Annotated in this window: 14 protein-coding genes; all 14 read left to right on the top strand. The window is 49.3% G+C overall.

Translation table 11 applies throughout. From position 1 onward, the window contains the following. Window positions 1–4 precede the first annotated feature (4 nt). The 14 genes from leuD (at window position 5) to parE (ending at window position 21,657) form a co-directional block, all read left to right on the top strand. The gene (gene leuD, locus ACFQ03_RS01630; protein ID WP_379285636.1) at window positions 5–604 is read left to right on the top strand and encodes a 3-isopropylmalate dehydratase small subunit; all 600 of its coding nucleotides are present in this window, start codon (window positions 5–7) and stop codon (window positions 602–604) included. A 185-nt stretch (window positions 605–789) separates the two neighbouring features. Further along, window positions 790–2,256: an N-acetylmuramoyl-L-alanine amidase family protein gene (locus ACFQ03_RS01635; protein ID WP_186328521.1), complete on the top strand. Its 1,467-nt coding sequence runs from the start codon at window positions 790–792 to the stop codon at window positions 2,254–2,256. 42 nt (window positions 2,257–2,298) lie between these two features. Beyond that, a complete protein-coding gene (locus ACFQ03_RS01640; RefSeq protein WP_379285638.1) occupies window positions 2,299–4,617 on the top strand; it encodes an S-layer homology domain-containing protein in 2,319 nt (772 codons plus the stop codon). 211 nt (window positions 4,618–4,828) lie between these two features. Next, complete coding sequence (gene nth, locus ACFQ03_RS01645) at window positions 4,829–5,506, top strand: endonuclease III (RefSeq protein WP_144941661.1); 678 nt, start codon at window positions 4,829–4,831, stop codon at window positions 5,504–5,506. Between the two features lie 29 nt (window positions 5,507–5,535). Next, window positions 5,536–5,808: an NAD/NADP transhydrogenase alpha subunit gene (locus ACFQ03_RS01650; protein ID WP_144941653.1), complete on the top strand. Its 273-nt coding sequence runs from the start codon at window positions 5,536–5,538 to the stop codon at window positions 5,806–5,808. A 341-nt stretch (window positions 5,809–6,149) separates the two neighbouring features. Then, window positions 6,150–9,782: a dynamin family protein gene (locus ACFQ03_RS01655; protein ID WP_144941651.1), complete on the top strand. Its 3,633-nt coding sequence runs from the start codon at window positions 6,150–6,152 to the stop codon at window positions 9,780–9,782. A gap of 740 nt (window positions 9,783–10,522) precedes the next feature. Further along, window positions 10,523–12,298, top strand: coding sequence for an ABC transporter ATP-binding protein (locus tag ACFQ03_RS01660; RefSeq protein ID WP_144940860.1), 1,776 nt, complete (start codon window positions 10,523–10,525; stop codon window positions 12,296–12,298). Then, the gene (locus tag ACFQ03_RS01665; protein WP_144940857.1) at window positions 12,295–14,148 is read left to right on the top strand and encodes an ABC transporter ATP-binding protein; all 1,854 of its coding nucleotides are present in this window, start codon (window positions 12,295–12,297) and stop codon (window positions 14,146–14,148) included. The genes ACFQ03_RS01660 and ACFQ03_RS01665 overlap by 4 nt, the downstream gene beginning before the upstream one ends. A gap of 142 nt (window positions 14,149–14,290) precedes the next feature. Beyond that, window positions 14,291–14,674 (top strand): hypothetical protein, encoded by a 384-nt coding sequence (locus tag ACFQ03_RS01670; RefSeq protein WP_379285641.1) that lies wholly within the window; start codon window positions 14,291–14,293, stop codon window positions 14,672–14,674. Between the two features lie 1,175 nt (window positions 14,675–15,849). Further along, complete coding sequence (locus ACFQ03_RS01675; protein WP_144940853.1) at window positions 15,850–16,611, top strand: sugar phosphate isomerase/epimerase family protein; 762 nt, start codon at window positions 15,850–15,852, stop codon at window positions 16,609–16,611. A 207-nt stretch (window positions 16,612–16,818) separates the two neighbouring features. Beyond that, window positions 16,819–17,637, top strand: a complete 819-nt coding sequence (locus ACFQ03_RS01680; protein ID WP_144940850.1) for a GDSL-type esterase/lipase family protein — start codon at window positions 16,819–16,821, stop codon at window positions 17,635–17,637. Window positions 17,638–17,658: 21 nt separating this feature from the next. Beyond that, a complete protein-coding gene (locus tag ACFQ03_RS01685; RefSeq protein ID WP_144940847.1) occupies window positions 17,659–18,633 on the top strand; it encodes an ABC transporter ATP-binding protein in 975 nt (324 codons plus the stop codon). Further along, a complete protein-coding gene (locus tag ACFQ03_RS01690) occupies window positions 18,626–19,618 on the top strand; it encodes an ABC transporter permease (protein ID WP_379285645.1) in 993 nt (330 codons plus the stop codon). Before ACFQ03_RS01685 ends, ACFQ03_RS01690 begins: the two co-directional genes overlap by 8 nt. Window positions 19,619–19,680: 62 nt before the next feature. Continuing rightward, on the top strand, window positions 19,681–21,657 hold the full coding sequence (parE, locus tag ACFQ03_RS01695) for a DNA topoisomerase IV subunit B (RefSeq protein WP_379285647.1): 1,977 nt from the start codon (window positions 19,681–19,683) through the stop codon (window positions 21,655–21,657).

The following is a 21,657-nucleotide window of genomic DNA, read 5'->3' on the forward strand; positions in this document are numbered from 1 at the left end:
AGATATGGAACCTTTTAAAAAGCATACCGGAGTGGTAGCTCCCGTGGACCGTGTGAATGTGGATACGGACGCGATCATCCCGAAACAATTTCTCAAAAGAATAGAAAGAACCGGCTTCGGACAATTTCTGTTCTACGAATGGCGTTTTGATGAGAGCGGGCAAGTCAATCCGAATTTCGAATTAAACAAGCCCCGTTATGACGGAGCATCCATTCTGATCTCCCGGGCCAACTTCGGCTGCGGCTCTTCCCGTGAGCACGCGCCTTGGGCCATTCTGGACTATGGCTTTAAAGTTATCATCGCTCCGTCTTTTGCGGATATTTTCTATAACAACTGCTTTAAAAACGGAATTCTGCCTATCAAGCTTTCGGAAGAAGAAGTTCAGAAGCTGTTTGAGCTCACGGCTGCCAATGAAGGCTACCAGCTGACTATCGATCTGGAGAATAAGAGCATTACCGATAACCAAGGGCTTAATCTTTCGTTTGATCTGGATGAGCATCGGCGTCAGTTCCTGCTGCTTGGACTGGACGATATCGGCCTGACTCTGCAGCATAGCGACAAAATCGCCGCTTATGAGGAGAAGCATCAAGCCAGATTATCGTAAATCATATTGCTAGATAATAACGGGAGCCTATAGGGAATTACCAGGCTAAATAATCATTCTACCCAAAAAGCTCCCTGTCGAAACAGAAAAATCTGTCGACAGGGAGCTTTTTTCGCAACTTTTTGGAAAATATTACGTCTAATTATACGTCGTATGGCATAATCTACTAAACTCAGAGGTGAATGATGAAAAAGCTGGTAGTCTCCCTGTTGTCCTTGTTTGCATTTATCTTTTTGCTTCCCCAGTTCACATATGCGGAGGATTCGATTCCGCTATATCTGAACGGGAAGAAGCTAAACCCTGAGGTAGCTTCCCGCATCATGAATGATACGACAATGGTTCCTATTCGCATTGTGTCCGAGGAGTTGGGCGCGAAGGTCAGTTGGACCCAGGAAGAGCAGAAGGTGACGATTCAGAAATCGAATTCCGAGATGCTGCTATGGATCGATAAATCTTATGCTTCCATCGACGGGAAAGGCTATCCTCTGGAAGTTTCTCCGGTGAATATCGAGGGAAACACACTTGTTCCTGTCCGGTTTGTCGCGGAAAATCTAGGGCTTCAAGTTAAGTGGGACAACGAAACGCGTTCCGTACATATGATCAACGAACCGATCATAGAGCAGCCAGAGGAAAGCACAGATGAAACCGATCCTTCGGATCCAACCCCTGGTCCTGATCTTAACCAGACACCTGGCCCCCAGCCTACTCCGAATCCCAATACGGATCAGAATGGCCAGAAGCCCAGTACAGGGCCTACCGTAAAACCGACACCGGATCCCTCCCTTCCCGCTATTGAATCCATCGTCATGAATGGCGAACAGTTACTCATTCAAGGGTCGAAGGAAATGAAGCCGAGCCATTTTTCCTTGCTTAGCCCGAGCCGACTTGTCATTGATATTCCCAATTACAGACTTGGACAAGCCCTTGTGCCCCAAACAGGAGTAAATAGCGGAACGATCGAGGTTGCGGATCACCCTATGGTGTCACAAATTCGTTATGCCTTATATTCGGACGACCCGTATACCGTTCGAATTGTCGTTGATTTAAAATCGAAGGCATCCTATAAGCTGCTGGAAGATCCGACAACCAATCAGATAACGGTTAACTTCCAACCGCTCGTTTACAAAGTGGTGATTGATGCCGGCCATGGAGGTCAGGATCCCGGAGCTTCGTCTCTAACGGGAAGGAAAGAGAAAGAGTTTACGCTGAGTACAACTCTTAAGGTCAAAGAGCTATTGGATAAGGAGCCTCTAATTCAACCGCTGTTAACCCGATCGGATGACACATACCCTGAATTGGACGAGCGTGCCGCTTTTGCCAACAGCCAGGAGTCCGACTTGTTTATTTCCATTCATGGGAATAAGTTCAATCCGGAAATCAGAGGCACAGAAACTTATTACTGGCATGACCGAAGCCTGGAATTTGCTAAAATCATGCACCGCCATATTCTGGATGCGACTGGCTTCCCGGACCGCAAAGTCCGCAAGAATAATTTCCGGGTCATTACGGCAACCAAGATGCCGTCCATTCTGCTGGAAATCGGATATCTGTCCAACGTAGAGGACGAAACTTTGATGTACCAGGAAGAATTTCAGTACAAGGTTGCAGAAGGAATTGTGGCAGGCATTAGAGAATATTTGCATATAGAATAAGCATAACTCAAGCTGGAATTGAAGGCTGAAAGGGGAAGAGGAATGAAATCGGGTAAGAAGAAGACAGAAAAAATGATAGTTTCTTTAGTAGTATCTGCCATGGTGGTAGGCAGCCAGGCAGGCGGGGCGTATGCCGCTGAATGGAAACCGGCCGGCGGAATGGTACAGGCGGCCGCAGCTTTAAACTATAAGTTTGATGATGTGCCGACATCTCACTGGGCTCATCAGTTTGTGACGAAGCTGGCTCTACAGGGGATTGTTCAAGGAAGGGACGAAGGGAAATATGTTCCCGATGATAAAGTATCCCAAGAGGAAGTCATTGTACTGGCAATCCGTTTAATGGGGCTGGAGCAGGAAGCCCTCAAGTTAAAGACGGAGAACTACGTGCTGCCTTTCTCGGTGAGTGACTATGCCCGCGGATATGTCATTACCGCCATTGAAAAAGGCCTGATCAGCATCGGGGAAGAAGGTTCAAATACCTCTTCGGGCAGCAAGTCCTGGGGGACAAAAAGCGCCTCCAGAGAATGGGTGGCTAAGATCGTCATTCGTTCGGTGAACAAGCAGCAGGAAGCCAATCAGAAGAAATCCCAATCGACCGGATTTTCGGACAATAATAAAATATCCGACGAAAATATCGGGTTCATAAATGAAGCCTTGTCGTTAAAAATTGTAGACGGCTTCGAAGACAACACATTCCGTCCCCAGGAGTCGGTCACAAGAGCTCAGATGGCCACCTTCATCAGCCGTGCCCAACAGTATTCCTCTTATCAATCCGATAAAGTGATAACGGGAACGGTTCAGGCAATAACCGGAAATTCTGTGCAATTGATCGATAGCCGCGGGCAATCCCGCACTCTGTCTATTAATTCCAGCTCGGTTATTTATGGAAAAGGCAGTACCGGTAAAATATCCTGGAGTGATATCAAACCCGGATACACCGTTTATACGATAGCTCAAGACAATACGGCTTATTATATAGAAGTGACGGATCAGGTTTCTTACCAATCGACCGAAGGTACAGTGGAAAATATCGATTTGTCCGTCATGAAGCTGATTTTAAAAGTTGGAGATAGGTCTGAAGTATACGATTTGATGTCCGGCACCTCGGTCACCGACAAAGACGGTTTGGGCCAAAGTCTCTCGTCCGTTGTGAAAGGAAGCAAAATCGAAATTCGCCGCACCGCCGACCAGAAAGTGGCTCATATTATTATCAAAGAGGCGCCGGTCAATAAAACAGCTGTCGGAACCTTCGTCTCTGTGAATAAAGACAGTAAGAAACTGACCGTGAACGAAACGGACGGCGGCAAGCAAGAGTATGCTTATGCGGATAACCTTCCTGTCATTTACAAGGAAGGAATGAGGTCTCTGGATCATATCTTTGAAGGAGATACCGTTCGCATCCGCGTGGAAAATAACATCGTTGTGGAATTGGAAGTCGTAACGACCAAAGTAGAGATGATCAAGGAAGGCAAGCTGGATTATATTAAATTGGATAACCGGGCGCCTTACTTGACTATTCAGTTTGCGGATAACCAATTCGGAACTTATTCGTTTGATACCAATACCGTTGAAGTGATCATGCCCTGGAAGCTGAGCTCCTCGATTGCCGAGCTTCAGGAAGGGGACGATATTACGGTTTACCTTGGTTCCGATGATAAAGTGAAGAAGGTGTTTGTCGGGGAACGGAAGCAAAAGGTCAACTACATGGCAACAATTCATAGTTATGACAGCAAGTCGAAGTATTTGACCGTTATCGTCGACGGCAAGCCCGAGATTTTCGAGTTGAACGATAAAGTCAGCCTTACCTATAATGGAACTTCAATTGCGATTGAGACTTTCGACAAGATGTTTCCTATCGGCCAGAAAGTGGATTTGACGTACAACAGTAAGGACGAGCTGATCAATATTTCGTACAGCTTCGGGTACGAAGGGGTCATATCCATGATCAACCCGACGACTAGAGAGCTCAAGCTGAAGATGCCTAACGGCCAGTATGTCGACCTTAAACTCAATACGTATGTGGCGGTAGAGGGATTGAACCAAGACAACCTTACGCTGGACCATCTGAAGGTCGGTGATTCGATCCGGGCTGGAATGAGCAACCAGCACGATTACGTTTTCCAGATCCAGAAGAAACAGACCATCAACTATGAGCTGACCGCCAAGAACGAGTCCAGCCGCCAGTTGACCGTGAAGGATCAGAATGGTTCCGCATTTTACTACACTTTGCCGCATGATGCGAAGATTTTGTCTGCCGCAGATACGGCAATAACCTTCGCCCAGCTATCGCCTGGAACGAAGATTGCCATTACATTCGTAGGCAAGAATATCCAGCAAGTGAAGCTGATAACCAGTAACTAGAGAAGCAAGAGCCGCCATCAGGCTTGTCCGAAATTCAGGACATAGAGCTTGCCGTCCGAATAAGGAACATCCTTATTCGGACGGTTTCCTTTTGAGCGCAATGTTTTAGAAATGTTCATTTTTTGCCTGGATATCCTCATTGAATATCTTAATCGGATTCGTTACACTGTAGGGGGTTCGGGCGCAAGGTTAGAGAAGGGGGACCGGGATGATGAATAAAACAAAGGTTCGGCACATTCTGGATGAAATCGGGAAGATGTTTCCGGATGCTCATTGCGAGTTGACCCATTCCAATCCGTTCGAGCTGACGATCGCGGTGCTGCTGTCCGCTCAATGTACAGACGAGACGGTCAACAAAGTAACGAAGTCGCTCTTTCGTAAATATACAACACCGGAAGATTATTTGGCCGTTCCGCTGGAGGAGCTGGAGCAGGATATCCGCAGCATCGGATTATACAGAAACAAGGCGAAAAACATTCAAAAGCTTTGTCAACTCATTATAGAAAAACACAACGGACAAATTCCGCAAGAGCATTCACAATTAGTAGAGCTGCCCGGCGTAGGCCGAAAAACGGCCAACGTTGTTATTTCCAATGCATTTGGAGTTCCGGCCATCGCAGTGGATACTCACGTGGAACGGGTATCCAAACGGCTGGGTCTGGCAAAAGCGGATGACTCGGTGCTGGAAGTCGAAAAGTCTTTAATGAAAAAAGTGCCGCTGGAAGAATGGACCCAAACTCACCATCGTCTTATCTTTTTCGGAAGATATCACTGTAAGGCGCAGAATCCCCAATGTGACATCTGTCCTTTGCTGGACGTGTGCCGCGAAGGAAAAAAAAGAATGAACGTTGCGAAGAATAGGAAAACGAAGGAAGTCAAGACTAGATAAGGAAGTCAACAGTAAAAGGATGGGATGACATGAAATGCATATCAGTCTATACCAAAAACTTCGCGGTGTTCTCCGACATCTATGAAGAAATAATGAAGACCCCGTTTGCCGAAAACGAGGAGAAAGAGATTGAAGGAATTGTCGTCAGCGAATCTGGAGAGGTGCCGGATAGCTACCTGGATCGCATGAGAACGAAGCCGGACGTTGTCGTGATGAAAGTTAAGGAACAGAACGTGACTATCCTTCAGCATGGGGATGTGTTCGAAATTATTCTCCCTGAGGAGGAAAATGTGATACACTAGTAACCGGAGAACACGGTTATAATGGCTTATAACGATTAGAAACGGCCGGGATGAGGGGCAAGATCGCGCCTCCACCGGAAAGGACATGGAGAGCGAGGCCCTTGAAAGGGCGTTGCCGCTGTACACCTTCAGGTTGCAGCGCCATTTCAACAGCCTCCGCCGGGAGCCTTCGACTACACCTGTCGAGGCCCCGGATCCGGAGTCCGTTTCTACCATAAACCGAAGCCTTTCGGTGAAGTGCAGTCTAAAGTCTATTGAGGAAATCTTCCTCAACACTCTAACCGAAATCCGTTTCGGTTTTTTTGTTTATTTAGGACAACAGAGGGTCAGGAGAATGCGTGATGAACGGTGTGGAAACGATTGCTAAGCTGGCTTCCGACATGCAGGCTGCGGGGGATTCTCGGCATGCCGACAAGATGATGCAGCTAGAATCCAAGCTTGCTTCCGGTCAGCTGTACTTTGCTTTTTGCGGGCATTTTTCCGCAGGAAAATCCAGTTTGATTAACCGGCTGTGCGGGGCGAAGCTGCTGCCGTCCAGCCCCATTCCAACGAGTGCCAATATTGTGTCTATCCGCAATGGAGAAGGGGAAGTATCCGTGTACCGGAACGGGCGGGAGCAACCGGACCGGATTGAGCCGGACCAATTATCCGAATACTGCAAGAATGGGGAGGATATCCGTTCCGTTGATATTCGTTACCCGATTCCTTTTCTGGGCGAGCGGGCGGTACTGTTGGATACACCGGGGATCGACTCTACGGACGATGCCCACCGGATGGCAACGGAATCGGCGCTGCATTTGGCCGATGTCGTTTTTTATGTGATGGATTACAACCATGTGCAATCAGAGACCAATTTTGCATTTACGAAGCAGCTTCAGGATTGGGGCAAGCCCGTATACCTGATCGTTAACCAGATTGACAAGCATAGGGAAGCGGAGCTTCCTTTTGAACAATATAAAGAAAGCGTGAGACAGTCCTTCGCCAACTGGAATATTACGCCTGACGGGATCCTGTATCTGTCGGTCAAGCATCCGGAGCATCCGCACCATGAATGGCCGAAGCTGATCTGGCTGCTTCGCAAGCTGATGCTAATGGCGGAGCCGCTGCGCAATCAGAGCGTTGCGGCTTCTTCGGAACAGCTGATTCGCGAGCATGCCGCTACTGTTGCGTCTGCCCGGGAAGAGGAGAAAGCCAGGCTTATGGCCGAGATCGAGCAGGCGGACGGAGGGGATGAAGCATTAGCGCGATATGAAGAGAAGCAGGAGCAGCTAAACCGGCTTAAGGAGCTTCCCCTTCAGCTTCAGGCGGAATGGAGGAAGGAGATCTCCTCGATCATTGATAACGCCAATCTGACTCCTGCGACAACCAGAGATCTGGCGCATCATTATTTGCAAAGCCGCAAGCCTGGGTTTAAGGTCGGATTTTTCTCAAGAGCGGCACAGACGGAGAAAGAAATCTCCAGCCGATTGGACGCTTTCTATTCTGATTTTGCGGAGAAGATCAAAGCGGGCTTAAGCTGGCACCTTCAGGATTTCATCAAGCAGCAGGCCGAGAAGCATGAATTGTTGAATGAATTGGAAGAGGATCGATTGAAGGAGCTGGAATTTAGTCTTCCGGCTTCCTGGATAGCGGAGCAGGTTCATACGGGAGCGGTCTTCTCCAACGAATATACCCTTAACTTCTCCAAGCAGTTGTCTTCGGAGGTCAAGACGATGTTCCGGCAAGCGGCCACCGGGCTTATCGAAGAGCTTATAAGCAAGCTATCCCTGCGAATGCAGAAGGAGCAGCAGCAGCTGGAAGCGGAGCTTATGGAGCTAGAGTCGGCCTTAGGGTCGCATCGCCGGCTGCAGCAAATCGAGCAGGAGGAGAGGGAAGAGCTGCAGCGGATGCTGAACCTGTCTCGCGGGGCACTTCCCCGTTCAGCGCTGCAGCTGCCCGCCCCCGGCGATTACAACGAAGAGGAATTCGCTGGGGAACGTTCTTCCGATCCAGTGGCCGCAGCCCCATCGGATTCCGCGATGAAGAAGCCCGAGGTGCTTCCGGCAGAGTCAGAGGCCGAAACCGAGAGCAGCAGTGCGAACCGGGTTCAGGATCAGCGGAACCGGCTGCGGCGGATGGCGGATACTCTTCGTCAGGCCGCCAACTTGACGAAGGATCTGGCCGCACTGCAGAACGTATCGCGCTCCATGCTGGACAAAGCCGAGCGGATGGAAAACAACCGGTTTACCGTCGCTTTGTTCGGCGCATTCAGTGCCGGCAAATCATCCTTCGCCAATGCGTTGATCGGAGAACGGATATTACCGGTCTCCCCGAATCCGACGACTGCGGCGATCAATACCATATTGCCGCCGACGGATGATTGCCCGCATGGAACGGTTAAAGTGGTCATGAAGACGGAGGAAGCGGTGCTTGAGGAAATCCGCTTCTCGCTGGATGTGCTGGGCAAGCCGGGAGGTAGCCGGGAAGAATGTCTGCGTACCATTGCCGGAATCCACCCTGAGCAGATAAGCGAGGGCGGGAAACCGCATTACGCCTTCCTCAAAGCTGTGGAGAAAGGCTGGGGTGCCGCTGCAGATAAGCTCGGCAAAGAACTGACCGCCGATCTTGAGCAGTTTGCAAGTTATGTGGCGGAGGAGGAGAAATCCTGCTTCGTCGAGTCGGTCCGGCTCTATTACAGCAATCCGCTGACGGAGCAGGGCATGGTCTTTGTGGATACACCGGGGGCCGATTCAATTAACGCACGACATACCGGAGTAGCCTTCAATTATATTAAAAACGCTGACGCCATTCTCTTCGTCACGTATTACAATCATGCCTTTTCGCAGGCAGACCGGGAATTTCTGCAGCAGCTTGGCCGGGTGAAGGACTCCTTCGAGCTGGATAAGATGTTCTTCATCGTCAATGCCGCCGACCTCGCCGCAGATGCGGAGGAGCTGGATGCGGTAGTGAAGCACGTGGAAGCCAATCTGACAAGCCATGGAGTCCGAAACCCGAGAATCTACCCCGTATCCAGCCAGCAGGCAGTAGAGGGCAAGCTGCAGAACGATCCGCTTCTGCTTCGCCAATCGGGCATTCTCGAGTTCGAACGCCAGTTTATCCGCTTCACTTACGAAGAACTGAGCGAGATGGCTATCCGTTCCGCCCGGTATGAATTGCAGCGCGCGGTTGGGACTATGAGGGAATGGATCCAAGGCGCGCAGCAAAGCGAGGGCGAAAGGAAGCGGAGGCTCCTAACTCTGGAGAATGCATATACAGAGGTAGCTGCAGCCCTTCAGGCTCCCGAGAGCGGGACGGGACACAACGAACTGGCGAAGGAGCTCCAAGAGCTTCTCTACTATGTGAAACAGCGAATGATGTTCCGTTTCGGGGAATTTTATAATCTCGCTTTCAATCCCGGTGCCCTTCATGAGGATGGAAGAGACATCCGGATGGCATTGAGGGCTGCTTATTTTGATTTGCTGCGGCTGATTTCCTACAATTTGTCTCAGGAAGTACTCGCGACGACACTTCGGTTGGAGCAATTTATGAATTCCTTCGCCCAGAAGAAGCTTGAGAAGCTGTGGAAAGACATCGAGCTGAAGTTTCCGGGCTACTCTCCGCATCGTTTTGAAGCCGAGTCCTTCGATACGCCGGAGGTGGACGAGTCGGTGACGGTGCCCGAACCGGATGTCAAGGGCTTGCAACGGGCCTTTAAGAACGGCAAGTCCTTCTTCGAAGGGGGCGGCAAGGAGAAGCTTAGACAACAATTGGAAGCGGAGCTGGGTACGGTTATTCAGCAATACTTGGACCTTCACGCGGAACGTCTGCAAACGGCCTACGGTCGTCAACTCGCAGACAGGCTGGAGCAATTGGGGCAGAAGGAGCTGCAAATGGTGAAGGATCACTACCAAGGCTTGAAAGATGCCATGGAAATGAAGATCGACGTAGGTCAGCTTATCGAGATTCGAGACCGATTGGCGGCCCTTGCCGAGTAACCTGTTCAATTCCCGTTATGATTGACTAAAAAGTACCAAACAGGCTACCATTAACCGTTCGACAGAAGTCGGACGGTTTTTTTTCAAAATAAGAAAGTAAAAGTTCCACCTCATACCTGTTCTTATATTTCATCGTAACCGCGCCAGTCCAAAGGACGGCGATAGCCGTTATCCTTGTGGGAAAAAATACGCAAAGAAGGTTAACAGATTTATTAAATGAAAGCCCGGATGGAACCAAAAGGTAACAAATCGAGGTTATTAGCGGCCGGAGAAACATTGGAAAAAGAAAGTCGATGAAAACAGGAAACAATTGGGGGGATATGGATTATTTAAAAGGATTCGACGGATTGTATCTGCTTTTTATTAGCAAATGTTGAAATAGGAGGATTTTAGCGGTTTTCTACTTATTGCCCCCCTGTAAGGATGGTGTTAATATTGCTAATGATTCGAGCGGAAATACCGCTTAGATACAAGCCGGGAGAAAGAAATAACAAGGGACGGCACTAAGGAGCTGTCGCTGGTTTATACTGCCTCCGGCCAACCGAAAGCGGTTTATCGGGGAGAGAGACTTTACTGGCCGCCACTGGGTAGGATGAATATTTATTCACTCTATTCATTCGGACGGTTACGGCCATCAGGTCGCTTCATAAGCCGATTCCTATTTTCGCACGGTTCACAGTAAGGAGCGAATGCTTACGAGACAAGTTTTGCCAAAGGCAGAGCTTATAGGGGGCAGGAGGATGAATGTATTTAGGCAGTTGAAAGAGTATTATTGGAAGGAGAAGAGGCTATTTTTCATCTCGATCATTTGTCTGGCGTGCGCCACGGCCTTGGGACTCGTATATCCCAATCTGCTCCGCTTTTTGATCGATGATGTCATCATCGCAGGAAAGTATGAGATGGTTCCTTACTTGTCGTTACTCGTCATAGTGGTCATCTCGATTAAAGGAACGTTCCAGTTTCTTCACGGATTTACCGGGGGACGGCTTGGTAACCGGGTAGCGTATAATCTTCGGAACGCCTTATACAACAAACTGCAGTATCTGTCCTTCCAGTTTTATGACAAGGCAAGAACCGGCGATTTGATGTCGAGATTGACTGCCGACCTGGAGGCCATTCGCCACTTCATCGGCTTCGGTATGGCGCAAATATTTAACGTCGTGCTGATGCTTGGATTCGGGCTGGCCATGATGTTCAGCATCAATTGGAAGCTAAGCCTGATTACGATGGTCACTATGCCCTTCCTGGCGTTTACAGCCGTCCGTTTCGAAGGGAAAATTCATCCGGCCTTCCGCAGCATCCGCAAATCCATGAGTGATCTGACTACGGCCGTGCAGGAAAATATTACGGGAGTAAGAACGGTTAAATCCTTTGCCCGCGAGCCCTATGAAATTGAGAAGTTTGCGGCTAGAAGCGAAGACTACAAAGGGACAAACATATTTACTTCCAATATATGGGCCAGGTTCTTCCCGGTTATGGAGCTATTTGCGAACCTGAGCATCGTCATTCTGTTAGGGGTAGGAGGCCACTTCGTTATCACCGAACAGATGTCGGTAGGGGAATTGGTAGCGTTCAACAGCTTAATCTGGTATATTATCGGCCCGATGTGGAATATCGGGGTGCACATTAACAATTATACACAATCGAAAGCGTCCGGCGAAAGGATTCTTGAACTGCTTCATCATTACGTGCATGTCAAGAACGTGGATCAGGCCGTCAAGCTGAGCCCGGAGCAGGTAAAGGGACATGTTAAATACGAGAACGTTACCTTCGCCTATCCGGATAATTCTCCGGCGCTGTATAACATAAACCTGGATGCTCCCGCCGGAAGCGTCATCGGGCTGCTCGGCGGCACGGGATCCGGGAAATCCACCTTCATCCAATTGTTGATGAGAGCCTACAGCCTCAAGGATGGGGCCATTACATTGGATGGGAGAAATATTAACGAGCTGGATCTGGAATCTCTCCGCCGGCAAATTGCGGTCGTCTTCCAAGAAACCTTCCTGTTCTCGGCATCGATTCGCAATAATATCGCCTATGGCAACAGGGACGTGCCGATGGAGAAAATAATTAAAGCGGCGCAATTGGCGAAAGCCCATGACTTCATTATGGAGCTGCCTGAAGGCTACGATACGGTCGTTGGCGAGCGGGGTATGGGGCTGTCCGGAGGCCAGAAGCAGCGGATCGCCATCGCACGCGCCTTGTTGAAAGACCCTAAAATCTTAATACTGGACGATGCGACAAGCGCGGTCGATATGGAGACGGAGCATGAAATTCAAGCAGGCTTCAGCGAATTGATGAAGGGAAGAACCACATTTATTATAGCACATCGAATCTCTTCGCTTCGACATGCCGACGAAATTATTGTTTTGGATAAGGGAAGGATTGTGCAGAGAGGAACCCATGAGGAGCTTCTGGCCCAACCGGGACCTTATTTGGAAACCTATAAAATCCAGTACTCCGATCGGCCCGAAGAGGCCGGAGAGAGAATGCTAAAGCAGAGGTGGGCCAATTGAGTAACCGGCGAAAGGTCGAGAACGATGATTCGTTGAAACAGTCGGGGGGCAGCAAGCAGCAGCGCTTTGTCTACCAAGACGATGAAGTAATGGAGAAGCCGTTCGACTGGGGACAAATGCGCAGACTGGGTAAATATATGATGCCCTACCGCAAACAGATGCTGCCCATCATCATTATAACGATACTGCTGGTCACACTAACGAAGCTGGCCATCCCCTTGTTCATCACGTATGCTATTGACCATGCGCTAATGGAGAAGAACGGAAAGCTGCTGCTTATCATCATTGCCTCAATGGCTGCGGTATATATAATACAATGTCTGGCGAGCAATTACAGGATCCGGTATACATCCATGATCGGGCAGCGGGTGATCCATGATCTCAGGCATGATCTGTTCAGCCACATTCAGTCTCTGTCTTTTCGCTTTTTTGATAAGCGCCCGGCGGGATCGGTTCTTGTCCGTGTAACGAATGATATAAACTCTCTTCAAGATCTGTTCACTAACGGTGTAGTCAACGTACTCATCGACTGTATTCAATTGTTGGGAATAGTCATCATACTCTTGATGTTTAATGTCAAGCTCGGTTTGGCCATCATGATTACAGTTCCGTTAATGTTTCTGGTATCCACTTCCTTGCGTAAGAAGATCAGGCGGGGCTGGCAGGACGTTCGGATGAAGCAGTCGCGCATTAATTCTCATCTGAACGAGAGTATCCAAGGAATTAAGGTCACCCAGGCTTTTACCCAAGAGAAAGAGAACATGCAGTATTTCAACGAAATGAACGATGTGAACCGCAAATCATGGGACCGAGCTTCACGTCTTAATCAAACCTTCGGGCCCTTGATTGAAATTACTGGAGCGATCGGTTACTGTATTTTGTTCTGGTATGGGGCTACGCTCGTTGCCGCCGGGGATATTTCCATCGGGGTGTTGGTCGGTTTTGCCACATATATCGGGCATTTCTGGGAGCCTATTAATCGTTTGGGCCAAATGTATTCTCAACTGCTCATAGCTATGGCGTCATCGGAACGCATCTTTGAGTTTATGGATGAACAGCCGACCGTACAAGAAAAAAGAAAAGCGCGTACCTTGCCCCCAATCCAAGGGAATATCCGTCTGGAGAATATCGTATTTGAATACGAACCGAACCGTCCGGCACTTAAAGGGATAAGCCTGGAGGTTCAGTCGGGCCAATCCATAGCTTTGGTCGGACATACGGGATCGGGAAAAAGTACGATCATCAACTTGCTGTGCCGCTTCTATGATCCGGTAGAGGGAAGAGTGATGATCGATGGTCACGACATTCGGGATGTTACGGTCCAGAGCCTTCGGTCCCAGATTGGAATTGTTCTGCAGGACACGTTCATCTTCTCGGGAACGATTCGCGATAATATACGATTCGGGCGATTGGATGCGACAGACGAAGAGGTGGAACTGGCCGCCAAGGCGGTTCACGCTCACGACTTCATCATTAACCTGCCCAATGGCTATGATACGGAGGTGCAGGAGCGGGGAAGTATGCTGAGCATGGGGCAGAGACAGCTTCTTTCATTCGCAAGAGCTCTGCTCGCCGACCCCCGGATCTTGATTCTGGACGAGGCGACAGCCAGCATCGATACCGAGACGGAGCTGAAAATTCAGGAAGCGATGAAGACGCTGTTGGCAGGCAGAACCTCTTTCATTATCGCTCACCGCTTATCCACCATTCGTCATGCCGATAATATCGTCGTTCTGGATCATGGCAGAATCATGGAGACCGGGAATCATGATGAACTGATGAAAAAGCAGGGAATTTATCACGGGCTTATTCAAGCGCAGTATAAGTTTCTGAATGAAGCCGTCGGTTAAATTTAAGCTAATTGTATATTTTGAGAATCAGCGGTGCCCGGCGATTTCCTGACAGGAATTGCCGGGCAGTTGTTGGTGTTGTCCAGGCGGGTTGAACAGAATGGTATTAATTGTGATTCTCAATAAAAGGCGGCGGTATTCTATGAATACATCACTATTTGTCATTTCCATTCTTGTTGTGATTTCCCTTTTTACTACAACGTTCACAGTAACGAAAGTCGTCTTGGCGCATCGCTCCCATAAGGATAAGATGCGACTGACCAAGCAGATCATGGACAATGGAAAATCTGCAGAAGCGATAGTCAATTTCATTCGACAAACCCAGTCCAAGCTTGACGATCAGCCGGAGGTTATATTGGATCTTACCGTTACCAAGGATAACGGTGAAGTTTTTCATGCCGCGGTAAAAACCTTTATTCCTCTAATCCTTATCCCGCAATTTCAGAAAGGGAAAATTATCCAAGTGAAGTATATTGAACAGGAGGACGAAAGAAGGATAGCCGTCGAAGACGCTTATCTTCCATAATTCGTTTCAAAAGATTTTCTAAACACTCCACCACTGATATCCCCTAAAGTCAGGTGACTGGAACTATGCTCCCATCCCGAGTCTCTTTGACTGCTATCCCCCTAAATCAGGAGAATGAAACATAGCATCAATGTCCCGTCTTTTGACTGCTATCCCCCTAAATCAGGAGAATGAAACATAGCATCAATGTCCCGTCTTTTGACTGTTATCCCCGTGAGTCAGGGAATGAAACCTAGCATCTATGTCCCGTCTTTTGACCGTTATCCCGTGAGTCAGGAGAATGAAACATAGCATCTATGTCCCGTCTTTTGACTGTTATCCCCTTAAGTCAGGAAAATTGCATCCATTCCCTGGCCTTTTGATCGTTATCCCCAAGAGTCAGGAGAATGAGACACTGCTTCCTTAGTCTTCGTTGTTATGTCTTCGCGAACGCAAAGATCCGTAGTACAGCTTGTTAGGCGATACCTATGGAGCTTAAGGTTTTACCGCCAATGAACAGTCGGCTCTCTATAGGTTCTTATGGTGGTATATCGTTGAAAGATACTTTGGGAGTTCTTATTCTAGATAATTGCTTAATTTCTGAGTAAAAGGGATAACAAACCAAAGGAGCGGAAAGACGATATGGATTCGAATTAAAGGAAATGAAGAAAGACGATGAACTAAAAAGTCAGTAGTACGAGAAAGGAATTAAGAGGGCGGCGGTCGGAGAGTGTGAAAGAAGGAAGTAAGTGGGGGTTGCTTCAAAAAAGAAAGTCAGTGGTACGAAAAAGGAATTAGGAGGTGAGCAGTTGGAAGGAGCGAGGAGAAAGAAGTTAGTTAGTGAGAGCAGTTCCCAAAGGAAATGAAGAAAGACGATGAAAGGAAGAGGTCACTGGCACGAAAAGCACAAAAAATGCAGTAGAAGCCGGCAATCGCAGCGTAGCGAAAAGAATAGAGTTAGCGGAAGCAGTGAAAAGAAGTTGATGTCGATGTCGGATGCCGTCAAAGGAAATGCGAAGAAAATGATGAAGGTCATCTTCAAACATTGTAGCAGTCCGCTTCAATAGATCCTTATCCTATGGTAAGATTAAAGGGTGGCGAGAGGGGCTGTATTCCAAGCAACACCGTGAATTGCCGCATCTATGAATGGTTAAATACATAGGGAAAGCTATTCCAGGCTGGGGAGGAATTTTAACATGAAGCACAAGTTTGCAGCGCAACTATATACTTTGAGGGAGCAAGTAAAGGAAGATTTCCCGGGAGTACTCAGGCAATTGAAGGAAATGGGCTGGGCGGGGGTCCAAATTTCGGGACTGCACGGTTATACTGCCGAAGAAATAGCCGCCGTGCTGAAGGAAACCGGCTTGGGAACCGCAGGTATGCATGTGTCCCTGGACCGGCTGAAAAATGAGCTCGACGAAGTGCTGAATGAAGCCCGGATTTTAGGCACCAGAGACGTCGTATGCCCTTCACTGCCGGGCGAATTGAAGAACGAGGAAGGTTACCGGTCGGTTCGCCGCGAGCTGAACGAAATTGCGTCCAAGGTTGAAGCGGAAGGATTCCGGGTGAACTATCATAATCATGCATTTGAATTTGAAACGACTGTCGACGGAAAGTCAGCCCTGGAGTATTTGCTGGAGCCCTCTTCCGACAACCGGGTTCTGGCGGAGATTGACGTCTATTGGGTGAAGAAAGGCGGTCAAGATCCGGTGCAATTCATCCAACCCTATGCCAACCGTATGCCGATATTGCATCTGAAGGACATGTCGAAGGACGAGTCCGGGACGTTTGCTGAGGTGGGGACAGGCGTCATAGATTTTGCCCCTATTTTGCAGTGGGGAGAGAATAACGGGGTGGAGTGGTACGCGGTTGAACAAGACGTGTGCCCGGGGGACCCAATGGATAGCCTCCGACTGAGCCTCGCCAATTTGAATAAGCTGGCAGAACAAGCAAATTAAATAGATCGTGCGGCGACCTTCCTGATTGTTCGGGAGGGTCGTTATTTGTATCACGTGTTAATACAGGACGGGAGAATACTTGAAGAGAACTTGCTGCATCTTGGGCGGCAAGTTGCAAAATGTGAGAGGAACCTTTACTCTAATAAGGGAAATTAACTTTTTTAGAGCAGCCAATGAAATAGAGAGGTCAGGGGGAGAGCGTAGGCAATGAATTCATCGCGGCTTCTGTGGAGAACGACCGGTTTGGTGGCTGTCCTTTCCACGCTGTTGTTTCTGTTCGGGTTTGTATATGCGGTTAAATCCATTTGGTACCCGTCGGCCGGCGAGCCCGCAATCTCACGGGAGAAGCCGGTAGAAGCCAATCCGTTATTATCCTCGGACAAGATTCAAATCGTGGCGCTGGGCGATTCCCTGACCAAGGGGCAGGGAGATATTACGGGCGAAGGCTATGTTGGAAAAGTGAAGAAGCGGCTGGAAAGCGCAACAGGAAAAGATGTATATGTGTGGAATTATGCCGTTGGAGGTCTTCGGACGAGTCAATTGCTTGATTATATCTACAATGACAACGGCGAGATTCCGCAGTCGATCCAGAAGGCCAATCTAGTCTTCGTCACGATCGGCGGTAACGACCTGTTTCAATTTGGCTTTGGTTCGGCAGCCGCCACCAATTCCGATTCCTTGGAGATCGACTTTGACAGCGTGGCACAACAGATGCCGGATGCATTGGAGCGTCTGGAACGGATATTAAACCGGATAGCCGAGTTGAATCCGAAGGCTAGAATTATCTATGTCGGATTATACCACCCTTTTCTGGATTTCGATTCGGTTGGACAAGGCTCTCTCCTGCTTCACGAATGGAACCATCATGCGACGTCGCTTTCCACCAAGCTCCACAATTTAACCGTTGTTCCTACCTATGATTTGTTCGAAACCTATTTGACCAAGTATTTGGCCAATGATCACTTTCATCCGAACGAAGACGGCTATGAGCGCATGGCGGAGCGGGTCATGCAGGTGCTTGAATAACGGGCCAAGGGGGGATAAGGAATGCCAGCTGGCGAACAGGTTCTGAATGTGCGGAATTTAAAGAAAAAAATCCGGGGAAAATGGATCATTAAAGGAGTTTCCTTTGATATTAAGGCAGGGGAAGTGTTTGGTTTCCTAGGCCCGAACGGTTCAGGCAAAACGACGACGATCCGGATGCTCGTTCATTTGATCAAGCCGACGGAGGGGACAATCTCTGTCTGCGGCATTTCCTTACGCGATAAACCGACAGAGGCGTTGAGGAACATTGGCTGTATCGTGGAAAACCCCGAGTTATACGGTTATTTGACCGGGTGGGAAAATCTGGAGCATTTTGCCCGGATGCTGCCTGGGGTATCTGCCGAACGGATCGCCGAGGTCGTGGAGATCGTCGGAATGGATAAAAGGATTCATGATAAAGTTAAAACTTATTCGCTCGGAATGAGGCAGCGGCTCGGAATTGCCCAGGCACTGTTGGGTCGCCCCAAGCTGCTTATATTGGATGAACCTACTAATGGGCTCGACCCGCAGGGGATTAAAGAGATGAGGGAATTTATTCGCAAGCTCGCCTCAACCGGGTTGAGCGTATTCGTGTCCAGCCATTTACTGAGCGAAATTCAATTGATGTGCGACCGGGTAGCGATCATTACCCAAGGCTCGGTTATTGCGGTGGGGGAAGTGGACGAGCTGATCAGTCAAACTGATAATATCGTCGTCTGGAAAGTGAACCGGTACGAGGAGGCCGTCCGGTTCTTTAGTCAAAGCGGGATTGAGATCGTCAACGAATGGTCTCGCTTGCTTGGGCACGAAGAAGAGGGGCGAGGAACGGAAGCGGGAGCCGGAGCCGGCGAAATTGCAACGGTTCTTACGGAGGAAGAGGTGCCTGCTATAAATGCGAAACTGGTCGGATCAGGCATTGGGGTGTTGGCCATCGTTCATAAAATTCCGACGTTGGAAGATTTATTCTTGCGGCTGACGGAGGGTGAACGAATTGGTTAGTTTATATCCGCTCGTGCAGAACGAAATGATCAAAATGTTGAAGAAGCGCCGTTTCCTTGTCGTTGTTCTAATTCTCGCTATTCTGATCCCGATGTTTACCTATGCCCAGATGAAGGTGGCCGAAAACTACCGCAAGCAGTTCGGGACGGAAGACTGGCGGGTAACGACCCAGCAGCAAATCATTGACTATACCAACCGATTGAACAGCAACCGGGTGGCTGAGGAATGGAAGAAGATTCTGCGGGTCGAGGTGCAGAGACTGCAGTATGCGCTTGAGCAGAACGTCAACCCGCAGTGGCCTAGCGGGGTAACCTTCATGAGGGATTTTGTCCAGAATTCGGTCAGTTTGTTCATTCCGCTCTTGATTGCGGTCATGGCTTCCGATATCATTTCCTCGGAGCATTCGACGGGAACGATCAAGCTTTTGTTGACAAGGCCGGTGCAAAGATGGAAAATTTTGATGAGCAAATGGGTCACCCTCATTTTGTTTGTCGGGCTGATCCTCCTGTCTACCGCTATTTTGTCTTATCTCATCTCGGGTGCCGTCTTCGGCTATTCGGGATGGAATATGCCGGTGCTGATCGGATATCAGCTGATCGGGGACGAATTGAGCACGGCTAACGTCCATGCGATTCCGCAATGGCAGTTCATTCTAATGGAAATCGGCCTCGCCTGGTTCTCCGGCGTGATCGTCGCTACACTGTCGCTAATGGTATCCGTTCTGGTCCGCAGTACCGCAGCCAGTATGGGAATAATGCTCGCGACGCTCATCGCCGGAACAATACTGACCAATATGGTCTCCACCTGGGAGAGCGCTAAATATTTGTTTATGGTAAACTTGGAGACGATCAATTATTTAACGGGCTCTATTCCACCTGTGCCGGGAATGACATTGACCTTCTCCCTGGCGACTCTTGCGGTTTGGGGGTTGGCGGCACTCATTATCGCTTTTACTGTTTTTACTCGGAAGGATATAATGAACTAGTATGGATACAATCGATGCCATATTCTAGACGTCATAGCTTACTTTGATTAGGAGGCACATGAATGGCCGAGCAGTTGGATTTATTCACGCAAGACAATGCGCCTCGTACAGCGGAGTACGGGGCGGATGATATACAGATACTGGAAGGATTGACGGCTGTACGCAAGCGGCCGGGAATGTACATAGGGAGCACCGGAACGTCCGGATTGCACCATCTCGTATGGGAAATTGTCGATAATTCGGTGGACGAGCACCTGGCCAAATTCTGTTCGGAGATCGAAATCGTTATTCATAAAGATCAATCGATTACCGTCCGGGATAATGGCCGGGGGATTCCGACCGGAATACACAAGTCCGGCATCCCTACGCCGCAGGTGGTCTTCACCATGCTCCATGCCGGAGGTAAATTCGGCGGAGCCGGTTACAAAAAATCCGGGGGATTGCACGGGGTCGGGGCATCGGTCACGAATGCCCTGTCCGAATGGCTGGAGGTAGAAATTTACCGCGACGGTAAAATCCACAAGCAGCGATTCGAGTATTGGGTGGACGCCGACGGCAAAGAGCACGTCGGGGAAGCGGTGACCGGTCTGGAGGTCATCGGAAACACCAACCGGACAGGGACGAAGGTCTCTTTTCTCCCTGACAGAAGGGTGTTTGCCAACGGAATCAGCGTCAGCTACGACACACTTGCGGAGCGGCTGCAGGAAATCGCGTTCCTGAATTCCGGGCTGAAGGTGACGATCAAGGACGAGCGGTCGGAGAAGGTCGATCACTTCGAATACGATGGCGGAGCCAGCCAATTCGTTCAATTTTTGAATGAAGGGAAGTCGGTTCTGCACGATGTCATTCATTTCGCCGCGGAGAAGGATGAGATCGAAGTGGAGGTTGCGCTGCAATATAATGACGGCTATACGGAAACGTTAGCCTCTTTCGTTAACTCCATTCCGACCCGAGGCGGCGGAACGCATGAAACCGGGTTTAAGACGGCTTACACCCGCGTGATGAATGAATACGCCCGCAAGACGGGGATTTTGAAGGAAAAGGACAAAAATCTGGACGGCGCGGATTTGCGCGAAGGACTGATGGCCGTCATCAACATCAAAATGAGCGACGTCGAATTTGTCGGACAGACGAAAGATCAGTTGGGCAGCTCATCGGCGAGAAGCGCGGTGGATGCGGTCGTATCCGATAAAATGGCGATTTTCCTGGAGGAAAATCCGCAGGTTGCCCAGATGATGCTCAAGAAGGCGGTGCAATCGGCGAAGGCCCGGGAAGCGGCTCGTAAAGCCCGGGAAGAAGTCCGCTCAGGCAAGAAAGGGAGGAGCGAAAGCTCGAATCTGAACGGAAAGCTCACCCCTGCCCAGTCCAAGGACTATGCGAACAACGAGCTGTTCATCGTGGAGGGGGATTCGGCCGGAGGCTCGGCCAAGCAAGGAAGGGATTCGAAGCATCAGGCGATCCTCCCGCTCAAAGGAAAGCCTATGAATCCGGAGAAGGCCAAGCTTCTGGATATTTTGAAGAATGATGAGTATAAAGCGATCATTGCAGCCATCGGGGCGGGAGTCGGCAGCGAGTTCGACCAGGAAGAAAGCAATTACGGCAAAATCATTATTATGACCGACGCCGATACGGATGGAGCTCACATTCAGGTGCTGCTGCTGACTTTCTTCTACCGTTACATGAAGCCGCTTATTGATTCCGGACGGGTATATATCGCTCAGCCTCCACTGTACAAGCTGACCAAGAAGGCCGGCAAGAAATCGGAGGAACGCTATGTGTTCAGCGATGAAGAGCTGCAGCAAGCGATGAAGGAAATGGGCAAGAACGTAGAAATTCAGCGTTATAAAGGGCTCGGAGAGATGAATCCCGAGCAGCTGTGGGAGACGACGATGAATCCGGAAAGCCGGACCTTGTTCCAGGTCATGATTGAGGATGCGGCCAAGGCGGAACGCAGAGTGTCCACTTTGATGGGCGATAAGGTCGATCCCCGGAAGCGCTGGATTATTGAAAATGTGGACTTTACGGAATTTGAAGAATAG

Origin of the sequence: Paenibacillus residui (assembly GCF_042677205.1) — a bacterium.
Taxonomy (GTDB): Bacteria; Bacillota; Bacilli; order Paenibacillales; family NBRC-103111; genus Paenibacillus_L; species Paenibacillus_L residui.